Below are 23,580 nucleotides of genomic sequence, written 5' to 3'. Positions count from 1 at the left end.
AGATATGACGGAGCATTGTACGGGCGAGATCCGCTGGCGTACAGGCGTGCGGTCGGTGGTGTGGCAGGAGGGCGCGATTCACTCGGCCCTCCATGATTCTTCCTGCGTAAAGAACCTACGATTCTTCGGCGACCGGGGTGTGCACCGGTTCCGGTGTAGGTGTCGGACCTTCACGGCGGTTCTCCTGGAACCAGTGCAAGGCGATCAACAGCAGGGTCGGGACGCCCAGCAGGGCGGTAATCAGGAAGAAGTCGTGATAACCGAACTTCTCCACCATGACCCCTGAATAGCCGCCGATCAGGCGTGGCAGTAGCAGCATGATCGAGCTGAGCAGGGCGTATTGGGTGGCGGAGAATTTGAGGTTGGTCAGGCTCGACAGGTAGGCGACGAACGCCGAGGTCGCCAGGCCCGAGCTGAAGTTGTCCAGGGAGATGGTCAGCACCAGCATGTTCAGGTTGGGGCCCATGTCGGCGAGCATCAGGAACAGGATGTTGGTCGCCGCGGAGGCGACACCGCCGATGAACAGGATCGGCAGGATGCCGAAACGCACGATCAGCAGGCCGCCCATGCCGGCGCCGACCAGGGTCATGATCAGGCCGAAGATTTTGCTGACGCTGGCGATCTGGTCCTTGGTGAAGCCCTGGTCGATGTAGAACACATTGGCCATCACGCCCATGACCGTATCGGACATCCGATAGGTGGCGATCAAGCCGAGCAGCAGCAGCGCTTGCCAGCGGTATCGCAGGATGAAGTCGTTGACGGGTGTCAGCACTGGCGCCAGGCCGCGGCGGCCCATGGCCGAGAGGCACAGGGCGGTGAGGGTGGTATAGAGAATCGCGCGCAGGAAGGCGCGGTCCTCCAGCAGCAGGTCGAGCAGGCTCTCGCCTTCGAACAGTACGCTGGCGAAGTCGGTGTTATAGAGCTGGGTGAACATGGCCGGCACGGACACCAGCAATACGATCAGCACGAACACCGAGGCCAGTTGATGCACGAAGCTGTAGCGCCCGGCCTGCAGTTGCGTGCGCAATGGTACTGGCGGCTCGCGCATGAACAGGGATGTCAGCAGTGCCGGGACCATCAGGGCACCGAACAGGATGTAAGTGCCGGCCCAGGCCGAATGCTTGTAGTTGAAGCCGGTGGAGCCAAAACCTTCGGCGAAGTACAGCGCGCCTGCGGTAGCCAGCAGCGCGGCGACCCGGTAACCGGACATGTAACTGGCGGCCAGTGCGGCCTGGCGGTTGTCTTCGGCGATTTCCAGACGGTAGGCATCGACCGCGATGTCCTGCGTCGCTGATGCGAAAGCGACGACGACGGCAATGGCGATCAGCCAGGACAAATGCTTTTGCGGGTCGCAGAAACCCATCCCGATCAGGCCAAGGATAACCAGTGCCTGGGACAGCACGAGCCAGGACCTTCGTCGACCGAGTTTGCCGAGCAATGGCAGTCGCCATTGGTCGAGCAGGGGTGACCAGACCCATTTGAAGGCATACGCCAGGCCGATCAGGCTTGCATAGCCAATGGTTTCACGCGCCACGCCGGCTTCACGCAGCCAGACTGAAAGCGTCGAAAACACCAGCATGTAGGGCAGGCCGGCGGCGAAACCAAGCAGCAACAGCACGAGTGTCGAGGGGCTGGCATAAGCGGCGAGCGCGGCGCGCCAGGTTTTACGGGGCATGGGCTGGAGTCTGCCTCAAGAAATACGGAAACAAAGCGCGCACTCTAACCGCTGTGCTCTACCGGACGCCAGCCATGGCGCTGAATATCAACACGATTATTCAGGACACTGATGCCCTCCATGCGTAATCGTGCGCGCTGCTCATCACCCGAAGGGCTGCCGACCGGCAGGCTGATACGCCCGTTTGCGCCCAGAACACGGTGCCAGGGCAACTTGCTGTCGCCGGGCAGTTGACTGAGGGTGCGCCCGACCCAGCGGGCGGCGCGACCCAGTCCTGCGAGCTCGGCCAACTGGCCGTAGCTGACGACTTTGCCCTCGGGTACTTGTGCCAGTGTCAAATACAGCGCCGTGCGTCGGATTTGCGCTGCACTCTCGGGGTCTTCGGTTGGATCGGTCACGTCCGTCAGTCCTGAAGAAGTTTGCCTTACCATCTGTAGAGTAATTCCTGCGCAGGAAGTTGAGAAATGAACTCAACAGAAATAGTCGGGTCAGTCCTTGTCAGGGCATTGTTCCTACGGATAATGCCGACTTTTCTCGCAAGCCTGAGCCTGTATTTTGTTTATGTTGTCCAGATCCCTGCTGTGTCTCGCCGTCCTTGGCGCATCCTCTCCCTTGCTGGCCGATACCGTGTGGTTGAAGAACGGTGACAAGCTGAGCGGCAAGATCACGCTGTTCGATGGCGGAAAGCTGCTGATCCAGACCGAGTACGCCGGTGCGGTGACGATCGACTGGAAACAGGTCAAGACCCTGGACAGCGATCAGGAGTTGCTGGTCAAGCAGGATGCCTACAGTGGTGAGAAAGCCAAATCGTTGAAAGCGGCGGACGACGGCAAGGTCACGCTGGCCAACGGCGAGGGACCGAAGATGGTCGAACTGGCGAGCATCCAGCAGATTCTCAAGCCAAAACCGGTGGTCGAGGATCTGGTGTGGAAAGGCAACGTCGATGTCGCGCTGGATTATCAGCGGGCGGAAAACGACACCGATGACTACGACATCGACTTCAAGACCAGTGCGCGACACGGGCGCTGGCGGCACACCGCTGAAGGTGAGTACAACCGTGAGTTCCAGGACGACGTGGTGACCACGGACAACTGGCGGGCGGAGTACTCCATCGACCGATTCCTGACCGAGCAATGGTTCTGGCAGGGGCGCTTGGTCTACAAACGCGACAAGGTCGAAGACCTTTCCCGTCAACGCACCGTCGGTACCGGTCCCGGCTATCAGTTCTGGGATAACGAACTCGGGGCGTTCTCCCTGGGCTCGCTGGTCAACCGCACGGACTATGAATTCTCCGATGGCAGCGAGGAAAATTTCTACGCCTTGGCCATGAAGTGGGACTACAACCGCTACCTGATCGGCAAACGTGTTGAGTTCTTCACCAATGGTGAGGTCGGCAAGCCGCTGTCGGGCGTGGCCGACTACGCGCTCGATGCCGAGATGGGGTTGCGCTACAAGGTGACTGACTGGGCTTCGCTGAACCTGAAGGCGGAACGCGATATCATCAGCGGCGCCGACGATGCGGATCTGGACAAGACACGCTACACCGCAGGGTTTGGCGTGACCTGGTAAGAGCATCAAAAGATCGCCGCCTTCGACAGCGCCTGCAGGGTCAACCCGGGAGCTGTCGAAGGTGGCGATCTTTTTTGTGTGGACAAAACACCCACCCACAAAAAAGCCCCGCTGTTGAGGGCGGGGCTTTTTACTAAAGCAAGTACAAGTTAGATAACTTGTACTTCTTCAGCTTGCATGCCTTTCTGACCGCGGGTAGCGATGAAAGAAACCTGTTGGCCTTCTTTCAGGCTTTTGAAGCCGTCGGACTGGATAGCTTTGAAGTGAACGAACAGGTCGTCACCGGATTGTGGAGTGATGAAGCCGAAGCCTTTTTCATCGTTGAACCACTTAACGGTACCGGTTTGGCGATTAGACATGGTGTAACTCCTTGAACAAAGATAACTGCGACTCAGGAAGAACCCTGGCCGAGACTGAGTGCAAAGAGCAGGAAAAATTCTTGTAGATGGTTGGATCGAAATTCAACATATCGTGTAGAGATTCTCAGTGACACAAGCAGCACAGTGACGCCACCTTAACCCTTTTTCCGGAACGTGCCAATGCTTCTTGCACAGGTTTCTCTGTTTTAAGGATCGGCGGTGTGACGGTTCGTCGCCAGCGCAGGTAATTCCCGCCTGTTCGGCGAGAATTGCACCGCGGACTTTGAACCCGGCGGCGCGCCCGGTAAGATGCCGGACAGAATTTTTCGACCTCGCTATTCAGGACACCCGCCATGAGCATCAAATCGGACAAGTGGATTCGCCGCATGGCGCAGGAACACGGCATGATCGAGCCATTCGTCGAGCGCCAGATGCGCGGCAGCGACGATAGCCGTGTGATCTCCTACGGCGTGTCGAGCTACGGCTACGATGTGCGTTGCACCAATCATTTCAAGGTGTTCACCAACATCAATTCGGCCATCGTCGACCCGAAGAACTTCGATGCCGGCAGCTTCGTCGACATCCACAGCGACGTGTGCATCATTCCGCCGAACTCCTTCGCCCTGGCCAGCACCGTCGAATATTTCCGCATTCCGCGTAACGTTTTGACCATTTGCCTGGGTAAAAGCACCTATGCGCGTTGCGGCATCATCGTCAACGTCACACCGCTCGAGCCTGAGTGGGAAGGTCACGTGACCCTCGAGTTCTCCAACACCACCAATCTGCCGGCGAAAATCTACGCGAACGAAGGCGTGGCACAGATGCTGTTCCTTGAGTCTGACGAAGAGTGTGAAGTGTCCTACAAGGACCGTGGCGGCAAGTATCAGGGCCAGCGTGGCGTGACCCTGCCTCGCACCTGAGTCAACCGTCTGGCAAATGCCGGGAATTCCTGAGCGGGCGTACACTCTATGGGGTGTACTGTTCCGATCCGCGCAAGGTGGGTCGGGTCATCGCTCAGGAGTGCCGAATGAAGATCGATCCGCGAATCAGTGCCGAACTGGCAAGGCTTGAACCCAATCAGGTTGGCGTTCTGGCCTGGTCCTTGTTGGCACACCCGCCCGTCAGCATGGCAGGGGGTATTCCCGGCCAGCCTGATCCTGATACCCCGAACGAGCAGCCTAATGAACCGGGCGAGCCTACGCTGCCGGATGAGCCGCCGCCTGCGCCTGTTGTCTGACTTTCGATTTCCGCTACTCATGGCCGGTGAACTGCCGCTGTCGTCTTCAGCAAGCAGGCCTGTGCCTGTTGTTGCTGTGGACGACCGTGGCGTCTGAATCAGCCTGAAAATATTCGGAAGTAACTGTGTCTGTCGTGGAAACCAATCGACGGGCACGGCTGTGGTTCCATTCAGGAGCTGCGTGCCCTTGGGCCGGAAGCAAAGGGCCTCAGGCAGTTAACTTCGAATATGAAAAGGAACATTCAGATGAGTGCAAATCGATCGGGGTATTTGAGTGCCGATCTAATCACGACGGGCGGCTCCATGCAGTTTCGCGTAACGGATGGGGTCGATTTTTATCAGCGCTCAGACATCCATTGCATTGAGGCGGATAACGGTCAGGGGACTGCGTTTTACGTGTACTTGCCGGTGGACATCCAGAGTGGTAGCTACAGCCTCAGGCTCAACGAGGCAGCTCCCATGGTCATCCATGTGATCGGCAACTCGGAGGCAGAGCTTTATCCGGGAACGCTTGAGTTAACGGTGGGAGGTGACGCGCAGTTTACCGGGCGCTTCAGTGGGACGGACGCTAATGGTCTACAGGTGACAAATGGCAGTTTCAGGCTGGAAAACGAAGCGGGGGCATAACGGTGATTGATGTTGGAAGCCGGACAAGCCGGCTTCCACTTCTACTCCCGGCGGCTATTTCAGGTTGCCGCTGAGGAACTGCTTCAACCGCTCGCTTTTCGGATTGCCCAGCACCTCTTCCGGTGCGCCTTCTTCCTCCACCAGGCCCTGGTGCAGAAACAACACCTGGCTCGACACTTTGCGGGCAAAGCTCATTTCGTGGGTCACCATGATCATGGTCCGGCCTTCTTCGGCCAGGCCCTGGATCACCTTGAGCACTTCACCCACCAGTTCCGGGTCCAGCGCCGAGGTCGGTTCGTCGAACAGCATGACTTCCGGCTCCATGGCCAGTGCGCGGGCAATCGCTACCCGTTGTTGCTGACCGCCGGACAGGAATGCCGGGTATTGGTCAGCCACACGGGGGGCCAGCCCCACCTTGTCGAGGTAGCGCCGGGCGCGATCCTCGGCTTCTTTCCTGTCACAGCCCAGCACCCGGCGTGGCGCCATGGTGATGTTTTCCAGCACCGTCATGTGGCTCCACAGGTTGAAATGCTGGAACACCATGGCCAGACGGGTGCGAATCCGCTGCAGTTCATTGGCGTCGGCCACGTGCATGCCGTGACGATCCTTGATCATGCGGATGTTCTGCCCGTCGAGGCTCATGGCGCCATCGTTGGGTTGTTCCAGGAAGTTGATGCAGCGCAGAAAGGTACTTTTACCCGAGCCGCTGGCGCCGATCAGACTGATGACGTCGCCGGTTTTGGCCTTGAGCGAAACACCTTTGAGGACTTCATGGTCGCCGTAGCTTTTATGCAGGCCTTCGATGGTCAATTTGTACATGGGGCGTGCATCCTCAAGGCGAAAGTAGATAGCCGCTGCGATAGGCTTCGGTGCCCGCGACGTGGGCGATCACCATGCCGGCAGTGGCCATGCGGCGCAGCGAGCGGGCGTACATCAGCCCGGCTGTGGCGCAATGAACGGGAGTGACCAGATCGTTGACCGGATCAATGATCTCGGCGATCAGTTGGCCGGCTTCCAGGTACTGTCCCGGCCGCGCGGTGAATACCAGCAGGCCGCCGACGGGCGTGGCCACCGGCTCAACACCGGCCAGCGGTGTCGCCGGATAGGGCAGGTCGGGCAGGGGCGCGGGTTCGCCGGCGATCGCGCCGAAATGGATCAGGTAATCGATCAGTGCCTGGCAATCGAGGCTGGCCAGCGGGTGATTGACGTCGCCTTGACCGCGCAGTTCGACGGTCACCGAAAAACTGCCCGGCGGAATGTCGAACTCCTCGCCGAAGCGATCCTTCAATTGCCACCAGAGCAGGGTGAAGCATTCGTCGAACGACTGGCCACCGGAATCGGTTGCCAGCAGGCTGGCTTGGGCGCCGATGTAACGGGCCAGCGGCTCGACCTGCGGCCAGGCTTCAGGTGTGGTGTAGAGGTGCGCGACCGCTTCGAAATCGCAATGCAGGTCGAGCACCATGTCGGCGTCGCAGGCCAGTCGCTGCAGGGTCAGGCGCTGGGATTGCAATTGGGTGTCGGCGGTCTGCCGGGCCAGCGCGTCGCGCAGGTTGCTGCGGATCAATTGCAGGTTGTGCTGCGGATCGTCACCGAGCTTGCCTTCGATCGCGTTGCCGACTTCCTCGCTGAGGTCGACGAACCAGCGGTTGAAGTTCTGGCCGCTTTCCAGCTCGTAGCGACCCAGCGGCACATCCATCAGCACCTGTTCCAGGCCCACGGGGTTGGCGATGGGCACCAGCACGATTTCGCTGCGCAGGCGCCCGGCGGCTTCCAGCTCTGCCAGGCGTTGCTTGAGGTGCCAGGCCACCAGCATGCCGGGCATTTCGTCGGCGTGCAGGGAGGCCTGGATGTAGATCTTGCCGTTGGCCGATTGAGGGCCGAAGTGAAAGCTGTGGATCTGTCTCGCGGTCCCCGGCAGCGGGGCCAGCAGGTCATGTTTCTGGTGGCGCATCTGTTGTTCCTGAAGCAGGTTGAGACCTAGTGGGTCGGCCCGAGGAAGGCCAGCCATCGGCGTTCGGCAAGGCGGAACAGGCCGACCAGCGCAAAAGTGACGGTCAGGTAGATCAGCGCGGCGATGCCGAACGACTGGAAGGTCAGGAAGGTCGCCGAGTTGGCGTCCCGAGCAACTTTGAGCACGTCCGGGATGGTCGCGGTGAAGGCCACGGTGGTCGAGTGCAGCATCAGGATCACTTCGTTGCTGTAGTACGGCAACGAGCGACGCAAGGCCGATGGCATGATCACGTAGGCATACAGTTTCCAGCCGGTCAGGCCGTAAGCCTTGGCCGCTTCGACTTCGCCGTGGTTCATGCTGCGGATGGCCCCGGCGAAGATCTCCGTGGTGTAGGCGCAGGTGTTCAGGGCGAAGGCCAGGATCGTGCAGTTCATCGCATCGCGAAAGAACGCGTCCAGTACGGGCTGGGCCCGAATGGCGGCCAGGCTGTAGATCCCCGTGTAACAGATCAATAGCTGGATATAGAGCGGCGTGCCACGGAACAGGTAGGTATAGAACTGCACCGGCCAACGGATGTAGAAGTGCGGCGATACACGGGCGATGGACAGCGGGATCGACACGATAAAACCGATGAAGATCGAAGCGCTGAGCAGCCACATCGTCATGGCCAGGCCGGTGATGTTGTTGCCGTCGCTATAGAGGAAGGGTTTCCAGTATTCCTGCAGGAGTTCGATCATCGTACGGCCTCCCGGGTCCCGGCGGAGTAACGACGTTCGAGCCAGCGCAGGATGACGTTGGACGCGCTGGTGATCACCAGGTAGATCAGCGCGGCAAGCACCAGGAAATAAAACAGCTGATAGGTACTTTTACCGGCGTCCTGGGCAGCCTTGACCAGGTCGGCGAGGCCGATGATCGACACCAGGGCCGTGGCCTTGAGCATCACCATCCAGTTGTTGCCGATACCCGGCAGGGCATAACGCATCATCTGCGGGAACACCACGATCCAGAAACGCTGGCCGCGCTTGAGGCCATAGGCGGTGGCCGCTTCGACCTGACCCCGTGGGACGGCGAGAATCGCGCCACGGAAGGTTTCAGTGAAATACGCACCATAGATGAAGCCCAGGGTGATGACCCCGGCGCTGAACGGGTTGATCTCGATGTATTCCCATTCCATGTAATCGGTAAACGAGGTCAGCCAGGTTTGCAGGCTGTAGAAGATCAGCAGCATCAGGACCAGGTCCGGAACGCCGCGAATGAGTGTGGTGTAGAGCTGGGCAGGCACGCGCATCAGTTTGACTTTTGACAGCTTGGCACTGGCGCCGAGCAGCCCGAGCAGCACGGCCAGCAACAGCGACAACGCCGACAGCTTGATCGTCATCCAGGTACCTTGCATCAGCAGCGGACCGAAGCCCTTGAGGCTGAAGGCAGAGAGCCCCAGATTTTCTAATAAGGTTTCGAACATAAATCAGCAACCTGATCGGATGAAAAAAGCGCCCATCGAGAGATGGGCGCCGGGCATTATTTGCCGCTGTACAGATTCAGATCGCCAAAGTGTTTCTTCTGAATGGTGGCGTATGTGCCATCATCGTGTAACGCTTTGATACCTTTATCCAAAAGTGCTTTCAGCTCGGTGTTACCTTTCTTAATACCGACCGCGGTTTTGGCAGGCAGCAGTTCGCTGTCGACTGGCTTGCTGACTTCGTAGCCTTCACCTTTTGGTGACTTCAAGAAGCCCAGTTCGGCTTGCAGCATGTCCTGGATCGCTGCGTCGAGACGGCCGGAAGTCAGGTCGGAATACACCTGATCCTGATTCTGATAGGCTTGGGTTTTCACGCCGGCCTTGTCGAGAACGGCTTTGGCGTAGGCTTCCTGGATGGTGCCTTGCTCGTAGCCTACGGTTTTGCCCTTCAGCGAAGCGACGTCTTCGGTCAGGCCGGAGCCTTTCTTGAACACGTAGGCGGTTGGGCCGGAGAACAACTCGCTGGAGAAGTCGATGACTTTTTCACGGGCCGGGGTAACGGTCATCGACGAGATCACGCCGTCGAATTTATTGGCTTTCAGGCCCGGAATCATGCCATCGAAGTCACTCTCGACCCACTTGCACTTGACCTTCAGTTCGGCGCAGATCGCGTTCCCCAGATCGATGTCAAAGCCTACCAGGCTGCCATCGGCCGCTTTCGATTCGAACGGTGCGTAGGAAGGGTCAACGCCGAAACGCAGTTCTTTGTACTCCTTCGCCATGGCGGAACCAGCCGCCATGCACAACGCCAGTGCAGAAAGGGTCAGCAATGCTTTTTTCATTATTCAATCCCTAAAAACCAATATGAGCGCTTGTGGCGCAGAATTATTGTTACTGGAAAGCGTAAGACCTGTTGAAAGTAGCAATTTCCGAACCAGAGTGCCGAACAAGCGTTTTATTTAGGTACTTGGAAATGGCCGGAGACAGATTTATGCACGAAAACGGGCGCAGGGAAATGGGTGCACCAAATCAACTCGCCACAAAAGAACGGATTGACTGAGCAGGTTTCGCAGGGCCGGGCACTCCACCTCGTGACACGACTTGTCCTTGAGTCAGCGCAACCGCGATTACGATTCAACATTCAACCTCTATTTTGAATGTCAGACCGCTATCGCGGGCAAGTAAAGGGCTGGGTTATTTACCGGGTGTCAGCGTCAACCGCGCCTTGCCATAGGCGTTGTCGAAGTTCTGCGGCTGCATCGGCAGGCTCATGTACTGGCCCTTGAACCACGGCTCGATGCTGTTGAGGTAGTTCGGGCTGGCCGGGTTGCCGGACTGGCCGGTGCCGTTCTGCGCCATCAGCGGTTCGGACTGGCCGAAGTCGACGATAAAGCGCATGGCTGGCACCAGCGTGGTGTTGAAGTCCTGGCCCCAGGCGAAGGCGGCGGTGTTGAGAGTGGTGTGATCGCCACCGGCCGGCAGCGGTCCGCGTACGGTCTGGCCGCTGCTGTTTTTCCATTCATGGCGATGCAGTTTGCCCCATTGCCAGGCTTTGTGATCGCCGCCCAACTGGCTGTCGCCGGCGCTGATCGCGGCGGCGAGGCTGCGAGCGAGGATGGCCGGTTTGTCTTCTTTCTGTGCGGTGCGCACGTCATCCCAGAACGGGCTGTCCTCACGCCCGAGCAAGTGATCGGCCTGGGCCGCGTAGGACAACTTGCCGTCGGCGACAAAAGCTTTCCACGTCGGGCTGCTTTCCGGGCCCAGTTCATCGAGGAAGATCTGCCGCGTGCTTTCCTGCAGGAACAGTTCGTAGATGGCCGCATCGGTGGAGGTCGGGCCGAGCTTGCCGTCGAACGCCATCAAGCGGCTGTAGGCTTCGTGTGCCTTGGCGCGATCGGCCGCCGGCAAGGCGTCCATGGCTTGTTTGAGTGGCTGGGCCATACCCGGCGCTTCGAACATTTTCTTCAGCTTGGCAGCGAAGGTGGTGGTCTGGTCGTATTGCATGGCGATCAGGCTGCGGCTGTCGTGTTTGCCTGCGCCGGCCAGTTCGGCCAGGCGCTCGCCGCGCTCCGGAGCGGCCCAGGAATTGGACAGCTGCATGCCGTAGCCATGGGGAATGACTCGCTGGTTGGCGGTGCCGAGCCAGCCCTGAGCCGGGTCCTGATCGTACGGGTGCAGCATTGGGTCAGCGTAACCGTCCCAATCGTATCGACCTTCCCAGCCCGGCGAGGGCAGCAAGCCTTCGCCTTCGCGGCGATTCGGGTAACGACCGGTGACTTGCCAGCCGATGTGATTCGCGTCGGCGAACACCAGGTTCATCGCAATGGCGCGGATTTCGCGGCTGGCATCCGAGGCTTTCTCGACACTCTGGGCGCGGGACAGGTCGAAGAGCGCGTCCAGGGTCTTGTCGTCGGTGAAGTTCGGCGTCTGCAAGGCCAGGCCGAAACCATTGGCCAGCGTGGTGCCCTGGGCGCTGTTGAGCAGCGGGCCATGGCGGGTTTCGTACACCGCTTCGCGAATCGGCCGCTGGCCTTTGACGAAATAGGTTTCGTTGCGCACGATCGCCGGCTGCCACTTCCCGGCGTTTTCGTAGGTAAGCCCGTTGCTCTGGCGCTTGATCTTCTCCAGGAACAGGTCCTGATTGTCGCCCATCACGGACGTCATGCTCCACGCCACCTTGCCGTTGAAACCTCCAAGCACCATCGGCAGACCCGCGATGGTCACGCCGGATGCCTGATACTTCGGCGTGCGAATCTGCACGTAACTGAACAATGAAGGCACGCCCAGCGGGCCATGACTGTCACTGGCCAGCAGGCTCTTGCCGCTGCGGCTGCGTTGTGGGGCGATGGCCCAGTTGTTCGACGAAGTGGCGCCCAGCAGGTTCAGGTCCGACAGTTGGCCCGTGGCTTTGCTGAGTTCGGCCAGCCCCGGTACTTGCCCGTTGAGCTTGAGGCCTTGCAGTTTTTCGCTTTCGGCGACCGGCAGTTTTTCGTCGGGAGCCGACGGCGTCAGCCATGCAAGTTTGTCGGTGGTGACGGTCTGTGCCAGTACCAGCGAGGAAATTTCTTCCGGCAGGTTGGTCGACTGGCTGAAGTTCAGCAGGCAGAAAATCAGCGCCGAATCCTCCGGCTGCCAGTACTCAGGCTTGTAGCCGGTGGCTGCCAGATCCGCCGGCAGTTTGTCGCGGTAGCGGAACAGGTAGGCGTTGACCCCGCGCGCATAGACTTCGAAGAAACGCTTGAGGCGCGGTGAAGAGGCCTTGTACAGCTCGCCAGCACTTTTCTTCAGGTTGACCGCCCGCATGTAACGGTCGGCATCCAGCAGGTCCGCACCGTGCATCTCGGCCAAACGGCCCTGGGCCAGCAGGCGCAGGGTGACCATCTGGGTGATGCGGTCGCTGGCATGCACGTAACCGAGGGTGAACAGCGCGTCGTGGAAGCTGTTGCTTTCGATCAGCGGCATGCCCATGGCATTGCGGCGCACCGAAACGCTCTGCGCCAGGCCCTTGAGTGGTTGTACGCCGGAGGTCGGCGGGAGGGTGTCCTGGGCGTTGAAGTTCTGACAACCGGTCAGGCTCAACACACCGGCCACTGCTGCGGCAACGCCGAACCGGGGTAGAAAATGAGTAAGGGCTGGCGAGGCCATGGCAAAGCTCCTGCGGGGGTAGAGGCGGCGGCGCGCAATAAAGGCGCTACGTTAGTGAGCGGGAGGTGGCCGCGCAAGCGGGGTACAAGGTTATTTCAGGATTTGTCTGATAAACCGGAGAGATCGCAGTCTTGTCAGTCGCAATGGGGGATGTTGAAGTGCGAAACACTCAACATTCCAGGAGAACAGTCGGCATGGAGCTCAAGGCAAACGCGGCACTGATCATCATCGATCAACAAAAGGGCATCCTGCATCCCAGGCTCGGCCGCAGGAATAATCCAGAGGCCGAAGCGCGCATGCTGGACTTGCTTGGCCATTGGCGACGTACCGCCCGGCCGGTGATCCATGTGCAACACCTGTCCCGCTCGGAGGACTCGGTGTTCTGGCCGCAGCAGTCGGGGGTGGAGTTTCAGGAACGGTTTGAGCCAATGGCCGGTGAACGCTTGATCCAGAAGCAGGTGCCGGATGCGTTTTGTTCGACGGGGCTGGAGGCGCAGTTGCGCGAGGCGGGGATCGGGCAGTTGATCATCGTCGGTGTCGCGACCCACAACTCGGTGGAGTCCACGGCGCGTACCGCGGGCAACCTGGGGTTTGATACGTGGGTGGCCGAGGATGCGTGCTTTACCTTCGACAAGGCTGATTTCTTTGGCCAAGCCCATAGCGCCGAAGTGGTGCATGCGATGTCGCTGGGGAATTTGCACGGTGAGTATGCGACGGTGGTCAGCACCGCATGTGTATTAACGGCTGACTGAAAAACCAGTAGGAGCGAGCTTGCTCGCGATGGTGTGTCAGCTACACAGATGTCGACTGACAGTCCATCGCGAGCAAGCTGGCTCCTGCAAGGGAATTGAATTCACAGCACAGATCTGCTCGCGAAGACGATTCAACAGGCGAAGCAAGTCTTCGCCCGAAGCATCAAGCGCCGTGGCACTTCTTGAATTTCTTGCCGTTGCCGCATGGGCACGGATCGTTGCGGCCGACGTCTTTCAGGGCATTGCGCACCGGTTCCTGGTGAGCGTGGCCGCAGTTCGGACCGTGGACATGGCCGTGGTCGTGATCATGGTGGTGATGGTCATGATCATGATCGTGATTGCAGTCAGGGCCGTGGACATGGGGTTGCTGGGTCATCGGTGTTGCTCCGGAATTAAATCGGCGGCGATTATCACGCCATTGCGCGTCAGGTGCACGTAGTGGGTGATGAATATACCGGTTTCCAGTTCACCTTCCAGACGATAGGGAATGGGTTGATCGGATTTTTTCAGCAGTTTGGCCAAATCACGGACCTTGGACCACAGGTTGGTGCGGATCGGTACCTTGAAGTAAGCGCTGTGCCTGGGGCTGATGGTGAACCAGTGTTCGTACTCGCCGTCGGCCAGCAGCATGTCGCCCAAGTGAACGCGGTACTCCAGACCGCGCACGGTCAGGTCGCTGTCGTTGGGGTTGTCGATGCGAAAATGCAGGAGGAGTTTCTGTTCCAGCAGTTTGGCGTTGACCACCTCGATCTTCACCAGATGGACCTCGGGGTCCGGCAAGTCGTCGTCGAACCACGAGGCACAGCCGCCGAGTCCCAGTGTCAGGAACAAGGTGAGCAGACAGAGTGCGCAGCGGCGGATGATCATCGTGGTGTTTCTCCCTTGAGCTCCAGTCTAGACCCAAAGGATCGCAGCCTTCGACAGCTCCTGCGTGGTGGTCAGTCATTCCATGTACTAGCTGCTGAAGTACCCCGCACAACACTTCTTGAACTTCTGCCCACTCGCGCACGGGCAAGGGTCATTGCGCCCGAGTTTGAGTTGTACGGTCGGGTCGATGAAATACCAGCGCCCGGCGTTCTGTACGAAGGATGAGCGCTCTCGATGACTGTGCTCGCCATTGCTGTCGTGCCAGCGCGCGGTGAAGGTCACGAAAGCGTGTTCAGGCTGGCCGCCCAGCACTTCGGAGCTTTCCACCTCAAGGCCCAGCCACGTACTTTGCGCGCTCCAGTCGCTGATCGATTGACGGTCCAGGCCGGCCTGTTGGGCGGGCAGGGTGGTGGCCACCAGATAGTCGACCAACCCCAGCACATAGGCGCTGTAGCGTGAGCGCATCAAGGTTTGCGCGCACGGCGCCGGGTGTCCGGCATGGTAGTGACCGCAGCAGGCGTCGAGCAGGGTGCCGCTGCCGCAAGGGCAAATGGATGTACTCATTGCATTACCACCAGTATTTCCCGAAGTTTTCCGGATTGGCCCAGAAGCGCGAATTGAGCCAGTCGGGGACTTGTTTGTATTCAAGCAGATCGTAGGTAAACAGGGTCAGGACCTGTTCGTCCCGTTGGAAGCGTTCACTGGCTTGCAGGGCCAGGGAGAAAAAGTCGGTTTCCTGCCAGCCACAGGCCGGCAGATCCGCCAGCACCGCGATGCGGCTGGCGTTGAGGTTGCGGATGCCACCCAGCAGGTTCAGGCCGTCGCGCTTGGGCAGATGCTCCAGGCAATCGACCACCAGGGCCAGGTCGAAACGGCGGGCCGCCAACTCGTCGGGCAACGGCCCGGGGGCGGCGAAAGCGACGCAGCTGTCCGGGTGAGCGAGTTTGAAAGCCTCCAGTGCCGGGAACTCGCTGGCGCCGATCAACAACAGACGTGTGGGGGCATATCGGTCGAGTAACGCGGCCAGTGCCTGTTGTGGCGTGCGTGAAGAAATACCTGCAGTCATCGAAGATCCTCAATCAGATCTGCCAAGACTAGCCTGCCCTTACGTTCGGGCCTAGAGCGCCTTGGCGACAAAAGCGCCAAGCTGCCGTTAATACGCGAATAAACAGCATGGCCTATTGCTGGCGGAGTTTAAAACTCGGGTCTTTACTACCTGAATCGGTTCTAAGCCGATCCTTCAGGAGAAAACTAGATGAGCATAGTTCGGACAGCATTACCCTTGGTTCTGCTAACCAGTGTCTTGACTGGTTGCGCAGGTTTGCAGAAAACCGACTGGCCGACCTGTGCGGCTGTTGGTGGTGTCGTGGGTGCGGGCCTCGGAGCGACCGAAAGCTCGGCATGGGCAGGGTATGGTGCTCTGCTCGTCGGCGGTACGGCAGCGGCTTATTGCTGGGTGCACGGTGATGGCGACGAAGACGGCGACGGTGTGCCGGATAGTCGCGACAAGTGCCCAGGCACGCCTAAAGGCGTTCAAGTCGATGCCAACGGTTGCCCACCACCTGCGCCTGTGGTCGAAGAAGCGGTTGTGGTCCAGGAAGAAACCATCGTCATTCGCGATGTCCACTTCCAGTTTGATAAAGCCACGCTTACCTCGTCCGACAAACTGGTACTCGACAAGATTGCCACTCGCCTGAAAGCCGAAGCCCCGACTGCTCAACTGACCGTAACCGGCCATACCGACAGCGTGGGTAGCGACGCCTACAACCAGAAACTGTCGGATAAACGCGCCCACTCGGTGGTTGAATACCTCATCGATCAAGGCGTACCTCGCAGCAACTTCGTGTCGGTTGTCGGTGCCGGTGAAAGCCAGCCGGTTGCAGACAACAAAACCGCTGACGGTCGTGCACAGAACCGTCGTACCGAAATCAAAATCCAGCGTTAGGCCCCCCTCGCATCCGCGCCTTGTGCAGTCGCGGATGCGGGTCTTTACTCCTGTGTAACCGGTATTGGCCGGGGACACAGGAGCTTTCAACATGATCGTTCTCACAAGGACCGTCTTGCCGGTTCTGCTACTTGGCAGCCTCTTGACCGGCTGCGCGACCCACAGCGATGGCACCGCCCCCCTCAATCAACGCACCTGGCCAATTTGCAGCCTCATTGGCGGTCTGGTCGGTGGTGGTCTGGGCGCAATCGAGAGTAGTGCCTGGGCCGCGGGTGGAGCGGCGCTGGGTATCTTGTCCGGCGGCTTGATCTGCTATGCCCAGGATGGCGACGAAGATGGCGACGGCGTTTTCGACCGACGCGACCGTTGCGCTGATACCCCTGCCAATACCCCGGTCGACCATCGCGGTTGCGTGGTGCCGCAGTACCCGGACAGCGTCCAGGTCGAGCCTGCGCAATCCGAAGTCATTACTCTGAGCGATGTACTGTTTGTCTTCAATCAATCCGAGCTGACCCCGACGGCGAAGAGTCAACTGGATGCGTTGATGAGCAAGTTCGAGGATGCCGATGTGGTCAGCATCAAGGTGGTCGGCCACACCGACAGTGTCGGTTCGGATGCCTATAACCAGGCCTTGTCGGAGCGGCGTGCCAGCAGCGTGGCGGAATACCTGTTGAGCCAGGGTGTGGCGCCGAACAAAATCACCAGTGAAGGCAAGGGCGAGAGCCAACCGATTGCCGACAACGAAACAGAAGAAGGCCGTGCGAAAAACCGTCGCGTGGAACTGCATATAAACCGCTGAGCCAAGAGATAGAGCCGTCGAGCGACTGGTGTGATCGCTGCGACGGCCGTTCGGCGGCCTCCATGAAGAATTTTCCGTTGCCCTCTGGCTTATCCCGCGTGGAAGCCGTTACTGTGCGCGCAAACAATAATTCTCATCGGGGGCGCGTATGAAATTCATATGGGGACTGGGGCGATTACTGACCTTGCTGTTCTGGGCGGTAGTGCTGGTCAATCTGCTCACACCGTTTGTCTTTCCGCTGCACCCGTTGGTCAACCTGGCCGGCGGCCTGTTGGGGTTCATCCATCTTCTGGAAGCGTTGCTGTGCTATCGCAGCCTTCGAGGTCGCGCCCATCCCTGGCTTGACCGCCTGAAGATCGTCATTTTCGGCGTATTCCACCTGCAAACCATTCCAGCCCCCACCGCTTCGAAGGCTTCCCATGCGTAAACTCTGTCTGCTCGCCGCACTCATCAGCCCATTGGCCTGCGCACAGGTGGTGAGTGTCGAACCCAACTCGCTGATGCGCTTGCCCAACACCGCCAGCGCCCTGCAACTGGAACGCCTGGAAGTGGCCGATTACGGCACCTTGCTGATTCCTTCGAACGTCACCGAAGTCACCGTGGGTGAATTGCATCTGGGGCGTGAAGCGCGCATTGCCATCGTGCCGGGGGAACAGGCGCTGGCGCTGAAGGTCCGTCGCGCTGATTTGTCCGAAGGCAGCCAGATCACCTCCCGTGGCTCACCCGGGACCTACCAGAAGGCCGCTCGATCCGGACGCAGCCTTGATTTGCAGATCAAGACACTGAACGCAGCGCAATTGACCGTTGATGCTCGCGGTGGTGCGGGTGCACCGGGGTTCGTTGGTCTTGATGGGGGTAACGGCCAGGAACCGGGCTGCACATGGGGTCAGGCCGGTCGCGGTGCCGATGGCAGCGATGGCAGCAACGGTCAGCCGGGAGCACCGGGGGCGCTGGTCAAACTGGCAGTGCCGCACGACTTCCCGGCAGACCGGATCAAGGTTCAGGTGGCTGGCGGCGCCGGTGGCCTGGCCGGCCCGGGCGGCAAACCGGGCGCGGGTGGCAAGGCCAAGGGCTGCCTGATTTACAAGGCCGATGGTGGCAAGAGCGGTAAACCCGGGGCTGATGGTCAGCCTGGGCCTGAAGGTGCCGTTGGTTCGGTGACTGTGCAGCGGTTGTAAGAAGCGCCGAAAGCCCTGTGGCGAGGGGGCTTGCCCCCGTTGGGCCGCGAAGCGGCCCCATTTCCGGCAATCGCGAAGGTTAGTGGTGTCTGGTTTACGACTGCTTCGCAGCCGAACGGGGGCGAGCCCCCTCGCCACAAAAGTTCGGCAGAATCAAAACATCGGCCGGGCCGCGGCAATCACCACCAAAGCCAACCCTACCAGCAGATTGATCCCCACCAACTTGCGGATCCGTCCCAGCACCGCTGCACCGGCTGGCCAATCCTGCTCGGCCACCGCGGTGCGCAGTTCCGGCAGCATCAGCGCCTGAATGCGGATGAACAGCGCGGTCATTACCACATACAAGCCCATCATCACCTGCACATAACGCGGCGCGGCTTCAAAACCGTTGAATTGCATGTGCAGCATGCCCACGCCGCTGACTGGCAATAGCACCACCGCCACCCAGACCCAGCGGAAAAAGCCTTGAAACACTTCAACCCACAGCTTCAGCCGGGCAGGGCCTTCAAGTGCCTTGATCGCGGCGGGGCGCAGGACCATCCAGGCGAAAAACATGCCGCCGACCCAGACCAGGGCCGCCAGTACGTGCAGGCTATAAATGAGGCTAAAAGGTGTCATTGGGTTACTCCGTTCTGCGCGGGATTCATTAGCGGGGTATGATAGCGACCGAACCGAACTACTGAAAATTTATCCAGCGTTTTTTGCGCCCGACAATCCATGATCAGCACTGAACTCAAAACCACGATCCAGGGCGCCTACTCGCGTTTTCTCGAAGCCAAGAGCCTCAAGCCGCGCTACGGCCAACGCCTGATGATCGCCGAAGTCGCCAAGGTCCTGGGTGACATCGACACCGACGACGAAGGCCGGCGCAGTGGCGACCCCGCGATTGTCGCGGTGGAAGCCGGCACCGGTACCGGCAAGACCGTGGCCTACAGCCTGGCGGCGATTCCCACGGCGAAGGCCGCCGGCAAGCGCCTGGTGATCGCCACGGCCACCGTGGCCCTGCAAGAGCAGATCGTCTACAAGGACTTGCCTGACCTGATGCGCAACAGCGGGCTGAATTTCAGCTTCGCCCTGGCCAAGGGCCGCGGGCGCTACATGTGCCTGTCCAAGCTCGACATGTTGCTCCAGGAAGGCCACGCGCAGACCGCCACCGCTCAGTTGTTCGAAGAAGAAGGTTTCAAGATCGAGGTCGACGAGGCCAGTCAGAAGCTCTTCACCAGCATGATCGAAAAACTCGCCGGCAATAAGTGGGATGGCGACCGCGACAGTTGGTCCACCGCCCTGGAAGACGCCGACTGGGCGCGCCTGACCACCGACCACAGCCAGTGCACCAACCGTCATTGCCCGAACTTCGGCCAGTGCGCCTTCTACAAGGCCCGCGAAGGCATGGGCAAGGTCGACGTGATCGTCACTAACCACGACATGGTCCTGGCCGACCTGGCCCTGGGCGGCGGCGCCGTGCTGCCGGACCCGCGCGACACCATCTACGTGTTCGACGAAGGCCATCACCTGCCTGACAAGGCCATCGGCCACTTCGCCCATTACACGCGCCTGCGCTCCACCGCCGACTGGCTGGAAACCACTGCCAAGAACCTCACCAAACTTCTGGCCCAGCACCCATTGCCGGGGGACCTGGGCAAGTTGATCGAGCAGGTGCCGGAACTGGCGCGGGAGATCAAGACCCAGCAACAGTTCATGTTCACCGCGTGCGAGCAGATTGCCGATTTCAAGCCCGGCGAAGACGTCGAAGGCCGCGAGCGCCCGCGTCACCGATTCGTCGGCGGGGTGATTCCCGAGCACATGCGTGAAATGGGCATCGAGCTGAAGAAAGGCTTCGCACGGCTGACCGATCTGTTCACCCGCCTGACCGAGTTGCTCAAGGAGGGCATGGACGGCGAGGTCAACATCGGCATCGCCAGCAACCAGGCCGAGGAGTGGTATCCGCTGTTCGGCAGCCTGTTGTCGCGTTCTTCCGGCAACTGGGAGCTGTGGACCGCCTTCACCGTCGAAGACCCGGAAGACAACCCGCCCATGGCGCGCTGGCTGACCCTGGCCGAAAGCGGCTCGCTGTTCGATATCGAGGTCAATGCAAGCCCCATCCTCGCGGCGGAAATGCTCCGGCGCAACCTGTGGAACGTGGCGTATGGCTGCCTGGTGACGTCGGCGACCTTGACGGCCCTCGGCACCTTCGATCGCTTTCGCATGCGCGCTGGCCTGCCGAAAAAAGCCGTGACCGCCGTGGTCCCAAGCCCCTTTCATCATGCCGACGCCGGTGTGTTGCGGGTGCCGAACCTGAACGCCGATCCCCGTGATGCAGCGGCGCATACCGCCGCGATCATTCGTGACTTGCCTGAGCTGGTCGAAGGTTCGCGGGGTACGCTGGTGCTGTTTTCCTCGCGCAAACAGATGCAGGACGTGTTCGACGGCCTGGACCGCGACTGGCGCAAGCAAGTGTTCATCCAGGGCAACCTGTCGAAACAGGAAACCCTGAACAAGCACAAGGCGCGGGTGGATGGCGGCGATTCCAGCGTGTTGTTCGGCCTGGCGAGCTTCGCCGAAGGGGTCGACTTGCCCGGCGCCTATTGCGAGCACGTGGTCATTGCCAAGATTCCTTTCTCGGTACCCGATGATCCGGTCGAAGCGGCGCTGGCCGAATGGATCGAAGCCAGGGGCGGTAATCCGTTCATGGAAATCTCCGTGCCGGACGCCTCGCTGAAACTGGTCCAGGCCTGCGGTCGCTTGCTGCGCACCGAAGAAGACCGCGGCACCATCACCTTGCTCGACCGGCGCCTGGTGACCCAGCGCTATGGCAAAGCCATCCTCAATGCGTTGCCGCCGTTCCGTCGAGAAATTTCCTGAATCACCGGTGGGCAGTTTTGCCCGCCGCGTTGTCTATCTCTCTGCCATCGCTTTTCCACTGGCCCATTGAAGGTCGTTAGGGAGAATTTCGTTCTCATGATTTGCCGTTCGTTGCCTGCTGTTTTTGCCATGCTGTTCGCAACACCGCTGTTGGCCGCCCCGGCCAGCCAGCAGACGCTGTTCAACTTTGTGCGCCCCGCCGACGTGGTCCAGGTGGCGACTCAGGACGCCAGCCTGCCGCAATCCAACGCCGAGCAAACCCCCGAGGGCGAAGTGCTGCGCCGGGTGACGTTCAACCCGGTCGCCCGGCCGACGTTGCGCCTGACTCCGCAAACCGGCGCCTGGGACTGGTCGCAGTCGGGCGTCATGAGCTTGCGGATCCAGAGCGCCATGAACTGGGCCTTGACCCTGTACGTGACCATCCAGAGCAACGACGGCAAGACACTGGTCAGCCGCGTCGATCTGCCGGCGGGGCCTGCGCAAACCCTGTTGGTGCCTTTGCAGGCGACATCACCGCTGAGCCAGGGCATGAAGGCTGGTCCGCCGATGCCGATGACCGTTGAGGGGCAGCGAGTGTTGCTGGCCAGCAGCGCCGGTGAGCTGGATCGCAGCCGGGTGGTGTCGGTGAGCCTGTCGATGGACCAGCCCAAAGCCGCGCAAAGCATCCTGCTGGAGCGCTTTGGTGTGCAGGACGGTGAGTCGATAACCCAAGCCGTGTATGGCGGGTTGGTGGATGCCTACGGCCAGTCGACCCGAAACAAATGGCCGGAAAAAATCAGCAGTGACGAACAACTGAAAAGCGCCGCCAGCAAGGAGCAGCAGCAACTGAAAACCTGGCTGGCCGAGCGCGAGAAGTCCTCCCTGGACAAGTTCGGTGGTTTGACCAAAGGCCCGTCCTTCAAGGCCAGTGGCTTTTTCCGCACCGAGAAACGCGATGGACGCTGGTATCTGGTGACGCCGCAAGGCCATCCGTTTTATTCGCTCGGGGTTAACACCGTCGCTGCAGACGTCAACCCGACCTACGTTGCCGGTCGTGAGTGGATGTTCGAATCCCTGCCCAAAACAGATGACGCACTCGCCAGCCACTACGGCGAAGGCGACAACCGTGGCGGCAACGGTGCCGATCAAGGGCGTGGCTACAATGCCGGTCGCTGGTACGACTTCTACGGTGCCAACCTGCAGCGCCTGTATGGCGACCCGTGTGTGAAGGGCAGCGATACCAAAGCGGGCGTCGCCGCGGCGGCCAAGGCGGATGCAGTTGAGGCGACCGCGGCCAAGGCGGCGGAGCAACCTGTAGTGCCTGCAACTGCCGAGTCTGGTGTCGCCGAAGCGGCCAGGACTGAAGCGACGGTAGCGAAAGCCGCCGAGCAAAAAACCGTCGAACCGTGCAAGCCGCTGTTCGACGAGCAGCGTTGGGCCATTCATACCCTTGATCGCTTGCAGGCCTGGGGCTTCAACACCATTGGCAACTGGAGCGCACCCGTATTGGGCGACGCTGATCGCGTGCCCTACACCTTGCCGCTGTCGATCGTCGGCGACTACGCCAGCATCAGCACCGGTACCGACTGGTGGGGCGGCATGCCCGACCCCTTCGACCCGCGTTTCGCCATGGCCACCGAACGTGCCGTGGCCATTGCCGCCCGCGATCATCGTGACGATCCGTGGTTGATCGGTTACTACGCCGACAACGAACTGGCCTGGGCCGGTCCCGGGGATGACCCGAAAGCCCGGTATGCCTTGGCCTACGGCACCTTGAAAATGACCACCGACGTGCCGGCCAAGCGCGCATTCCTCAAGCAGCTGCGTGACAAGTACCGCAATCAGGCTGGCTTGTCGAAAGCCTGGGGCATCGATCTGGCGGCCTGGGAACTGATGGAAGATCCGGGATTCGTGCCGCCGTTGCCAAGCGCCGAGCACCCGGAAATCGAAGCCGACTTCAAATACTTCCAGAAGGTCTTTGCCGACACTTACTTCAAGACCATCTCCGACTCGCTCAAGTGGCACGCACCGAACCAGCTATTGCTCGGCGGCCGTTTCGCCATCAGCACGCCGGAGGCCGTGGAGTCCTGCGCCCAGTATTGCGACGTGTTGAGCTTCAACATGTACACCTTGCAACCCCAGGATGGTTACGACTTCGCCAGGCTGCGCAGTCTCGACAAACCGGTACTGATCACCGAGTTCAATTTCGGCTCGGCTGATCGTGGCCCGTTCTGGGGTGGTGTTACGCCTTTGGTGAAGGAGGAAGACCGCGGTCCGGCGTACGCCAACTTCCTCAAGCAGGCATTGAGCGAGCCGTCGATTGTTGGCGTGCATTGGTTCCAGTACCTCGATCAACCGGTCACCGGGCGCCTGCTTGACGGCGAAAATGGTCACTTCGGGTTGGTGGGCATCACTGATCTGCCGTTCCAGGGTTTTGTCGACAGCGTGCGCAAAAGCAACCTGGCGACAGTCGAGCGATTGGGCAAAGAGGCCGAGAAGGCTGCGGCCGCCGCCGACAAAGCCAGCCACGACGCTGAGGGCGGCCGCAAGGCCGAGGCCGGCAAGGGGCCGGGGAAGGGCGCTGGTGGGCACTCCGGGAAAGGCCATTAAAAGCTGAAACCCTGTGGCGAGGGGGCTTACCCCCGTTGGGTTGCGTAGCAACCCCAAAATCTCGGC

The 23,580-nt window shown here is 60.2% G+C and carries 25 protein-coding genes; 11 read left to right on the top strand and 14 right to left on the bottom strand.

What is annotated here, in order from left to right; translation table 11 throughout:
* Positions 1 to 115 precede the first annotated feature (115 nt).
* Positions 116 to 1,675, bottom strand: coding sequence for an AmpG family muropeptide MFS transporter (locus J4D25_RS08935; RefSeq protein ID WP_057716135.1), 1,560 nt, complete (start codon positions 1,673 to 1,675; stop codon positions 116 to 118).
* A 44-nt stretch (positions 1,676 to 1,719) separates the two neighbouring features.
* Complete coding sequence (locus J4D25_RS08930) at positions 1,720 to 2,106, bottom strand: MGMT family protein (protein ID WP_219733057.1); 387 nt, start codon at positions 2,104 to 2,106, stop codon at positions 1,720 to 1,722.
* A 130-nt stretch (positions 2,107 to 2,236) separates the two neighbouring features.
* On the opposite strand from J4D25_RS08930, the gene J4D25_RS08925 reads away from it, so the two are divergent.
* Positions 2,237 to 3,244, top strand: coding sequence for a DUF481 domain-containing protein (locus J4D25_RS08925; protein WP_057716133.1), 1,008 nt, complete (start codon positions 2,237 to 2,239; stop codon positions 3,242 to 3,244).
* A gap of 149 nt (positions 3,245 to 3,393) precedes the next feature.
* Here the strand turns inward: J4D25_RS08925 and J4D25_RS08920 are convergent, their stop codons facing one another.
* Positions 3,394 to 3,603 carry a cold-shock protein gene (locus tag J4D25_RS08920; protein ID WP_002554837.1) on the bottom strand — a complete coding sequence of 70 codons (210 nt, stop codon included), beginning with the start codon at positions 3,601 to 3,603 and terminating at the stop codon, positions 3,394 to 3,396.
* A gap of 353 nt (positions 3,604 to 3,956) precedes the next feature.
* On the opposite strand from J4D25_RS08920, the gene dcd reads away from it, so the two are divergent.
* From dcd to J4D25_RS08905, 3 genes are all read left to right on the top strand, one after another.
* Positions 3,957 to 4,523: a dCTP deaminase gene (gene dcd / locus J4D25_RS08915; protein WP_007940589.1), complete on the top strand. Its 567-nt coding sequence runs from the start codon at positions 3,957 to 3,959 to the stop codon at positions 4,521 to 4,523.
* Positions 4,524 to 4,630: 107 nt separating this feature from the next.
* Positions 4,631 to 4,840, top strand: coding sequence for a hypothetical protein (locus J4D25_RS08910; protein ID WP_008052149.1), 210 nt, complete (start codon positions 4,631 to 4,633; stop codon positions 4,838 to 4,840).
* A 246-nt stretch (positions 4,841 to 5,086) separates the two neighbouring features.
* Complete coding sequence (locus tag J4D25_RS08905) at positions 5,087 to 5,467, top strand: hypothetical protein (RefSeq protein WP_241781144.1); 381 nt, start codon at positions 5,087 to 5,089, stop codon at positions 5,465 to 5,467.
* Between the two features lie 54 nt (positions 5,468 to 5,521).
* On the opposite strand, the gene J4D25_RS08900 is transcribed toward J4D25_RS08905, so the two are convergent.
* The 6 genes from J4D25_RS08900 to J4D25_RS08875 all read right to left on the bottom strand — a co-directional run bounded on the left by J4D25_RS08900 (position 5,522) and on the right by J4D25_RS08875 (position 12,522).
* Positions 5,522 to 6,286, bottom strand: coding sequence for an ABC transporter ATP-binding protein (locus J4D25_RS08900; RefSeq protein WP_057716131.1), 765 nt, complete (start codon positions 6,284 to 6,286; stop codon positions 5,522 to 5,524).
* 13 nt (positions 6,287 to 6,299) lie between these two features.
* Positions 6,300 to 7,418 (bottom strand): succinylglutamate desuccinylase/aspartoacylase family protein, encoded by a 1,119-nt coding sequence (locus J4D25_RS08895; RefSeq protein WP_057716130.1) that lies wholly within the window; start codon positions 7,416 to 7,418, stop codon positions 6,300 to 6,302.
* A 26-nt stretch (positions 7,419 to 7,444) separates the two neighbouring features.
* On the bottom strand, positions 7,445 to 8,155 hold the full coding sequence (locus J4D25_RS08890) for an ABC transporter permease (RefSeq protein WP_057716129.1): 711 nt from the start codon (positions 8,153 to 8,155) through the stop codon (positions 7,445 to 7,447).
* Positions 8,152 to 8,880 (bottom strand): ABC transporter permease, encoded by a 729-nt coding sequence (locus J4D25_RS08885; RefSeq protein ID WP_057716128.1) that lies wholly within the window; start codon positions 8,878 to 8,880, stop codon positions 8,152 to 8,154. The genes J4D25_RS08890 and J4D25_RS08885 overlap by 4 nt, the downstream gene beginning before the upstream one ends.
* 56 nt (positions 8,881 to 8,936) lie before the next feature.
* Positions 8,937 to 9,719, bottom strand: a complete 783-nt coding sequence (locus J4D25_RS08880; protein ID WP_057716127.1) for a transporter substrate-binding domain-containing protein — start codon at positions 9,717 to 9,719, stop codon at positions 8,937 to 8,939.
* Positions 9,720 to 10,071: 352 nt separating this feature from the next.
* On the bottom strand, positions 10,072 to 12,522 hold the full coding sequence (locus tag J4D25_RS08875; RefSeq protein ID WP_057716126.1) for a penicillin acylase family protein: 2,451 nt from the start codon (positions 12,520 to 12,522) through the stop codon (positions 10,072 to 10,074).
* 194 nt (positions 12,523 to 12,716) lie between these two features.
* On the opposite strand from J4D25_RS08875, the gene J4D25_RS08870 reads away from it, so the two are divergent.
* Positions 12,717 to 13,274 (top strand): cysteine hydrolase family protein, encoded by a 558-nt coding sequence (locus J4D25_RS08870; protein ID WP_057716125.1) that lies wholly within the window; start codon positions 12,717 to 12,719, stop codon positions 13,272 to 13,274.
* A 163-nt stretch (positions 13,275 to 13,437) separates the two neighbouring features.
* Here the strand turns inward: J4D25_RS08870 and J4D25_RS08865 are convergent, their stop codons facing one another.
* The 4 genes from J4D25_RS08865 to J4D25_RS08850 all read right to left on the bottom strand — a co-directional run bounded on the left by J4D25_RS08865 (position 13,438) and on the right by J4D25_RS08850 (position 15,207).
* A complete protein-coding gene (locus J4D25_RS08865; protein WP_015093814.1) occupies positions 13,438 to 13,650 on the bottom strand; it encodes an SEC-C metal-binding domain-containing protein in 213 nt (70 codons plus the stop codon).
* Positions 13,647 to 14,141 carry an LEA type 2 family protein gene (locus tag J4D25_RS08860; RefSeq protein ID WP_057716124.1) on the bottom strand — a complete coding sequence of 165 codons (495 nt, stop codon included), beginning with the start codon at positions 14,139 to 14,141 and terminating at the stop codon, positions 13,647 to 13,649. Before J4D25_RS08860 ends, J4D25_RS08865 begins: the two co-directional genes overlap by 4 nt.
* Positions 14,142 to 14,228: 87 nt before the next feature.
* The gene (locus J4D25_RS08855; RefSeq protein ID WP_057716123.1) at positions 14,229 to 14,705 is read right to left on the bottom strand and encodes a YchJ family protein; all 477 of its coding nucleotides are present in this window, start codon (positions 14,703 to 14,705) and stop codon (positions 14,229 to 14,231) included.
* Between the two features lie 4 nt (positions 14,706 to 14,709).
* A complete protein-coding gene (locus tag J4D25_RS08850; protein WP_057716122.1) occupies positions 14,710 to 15,207 on the bottom strand; it encodes a DUF6231 family protein in 498 nt (165 codons plus the stop codon).
* Between the two features lie 189 nt (positions 15,208 to 15,396).
* Here J4D25_RS08850 and J4D25_RS08845 point away from each other — a divergent pair, with 189 nt between their 5' ends.
* The 4 genes from J4D25_RS08845 to J4D25_RS08830 all read left to right on the top strand — a co-directional run bounded on the left by J4D25_RS08845 (position 15,397) and on the right by J4D25_RS08830 (position 18,063).
* Entirely contained in the window at positions 15,397 to 16,086 is a 690-nt protein-coding gene (locus J4D25_RS08845; RefSeq protein ID WP_057716121.1) for an OmpA family protein, read from the top strand.
* A 91-nt stretch (positions 16,087 to 16,177) separates the two neighbouring features.
* Complete coding sequence (locus J4D25_RS08840) at positions 16,178 to 16,885, top strand: OmpA family protein (protein WP_057716120.1); 708 nt, start codon at positions 16,178 to 16,180, stop codon at positions 16,883 to 16,885.
* A 148-nt stretch (positions 16,886 to 17,033) separates the two neighbouring features.
* Positions 17,034 to 17,312, top strand: a complete 279-nt coding sequence (locus J4D25_RS08835) for a DUF1145 domain-containing protein (protein WP_057716119.1) — start codon at positions 17,034 to 17,036, stop codon at positions 17,310 to 17,312.
* Positions 17,305 to 18,063, top strand: coding sequence for a hypothetical protein (locus J4D25_RS08830; protein WP_057716118.1), 759 nt, complete (start codon positions 17,305 to 17,307; stop codon positions 18,061 to 18,063). Before J4D25_RS08835 ends, J4D25_RS08830 begins: the two co-directional genes overlap by 8 nt.
* Positions 18,064 to 18,216: 153 nt before the next feature.
* On the opposite strand, the gene J4D25_RS08825 is transcribed toward J4D25_RS08830, so the two are convergent.
* Complete coding sequence (locus J4D25_RS08825; RefSeq protein WP_057716117.1) at positions 18,217 to 18,681, bottom strand: CopD family protein; 465 nt, start codon at positions 18,679 to 18,681, stop codon at positions 18,217 to 18,219.
* A 99-nt stretch (positions 18,682 to 18,780) separates the two neighbouring features.
* Here J4D25_RS08825 and dinG point away from each other — a divergent pair, with 99 nt between their 5' ends.
* Positions 18,781 to 20,925: an ATP-dependent DNA helicase DinG gene (gene dinG, locus J4D25_RS08820; protein ID WP_007992389.1), complete on the top strand. Its 2,145-nt coding sequence runs from the start codon at positions 18,781 to 18,783 to the stop codon at positions 20,923 to 20,925.
* A gap of 96 nt (positions 20,926 to 21,021) precedes the next feature.
* Positions 21,022 to 23,514: a beta-galactosidase gene (locus J4D25_RS08815; RefSeq protein WP_057716116.1), complete on the top strand. Its 2,493-nt coding sequence runs from the start codon at positions 21,022 to 21,024 to the stop codon at positions 23,512 to 23,514.
* Positions 23,515 to 23,580 lie beyond the last annotated feature (66 nt).

Source organism: Pseudomonas sp. GW456-L13 (assembly GCF_017350115.1).
Taxonomy (GTDB): domain Bacteria; phylum Pseudomonadota; class Gammaproteobacteria; order Pseudomonadales; family Pseudomonadaceae; genus Aquipseudomonas; species Aquipseudomonas jessenii.
The sequence above is the reverse complement of the archived record's forward strand: the minus strand, read 5'-3'. Positions and strand labels throughout refer to the sequence as shown.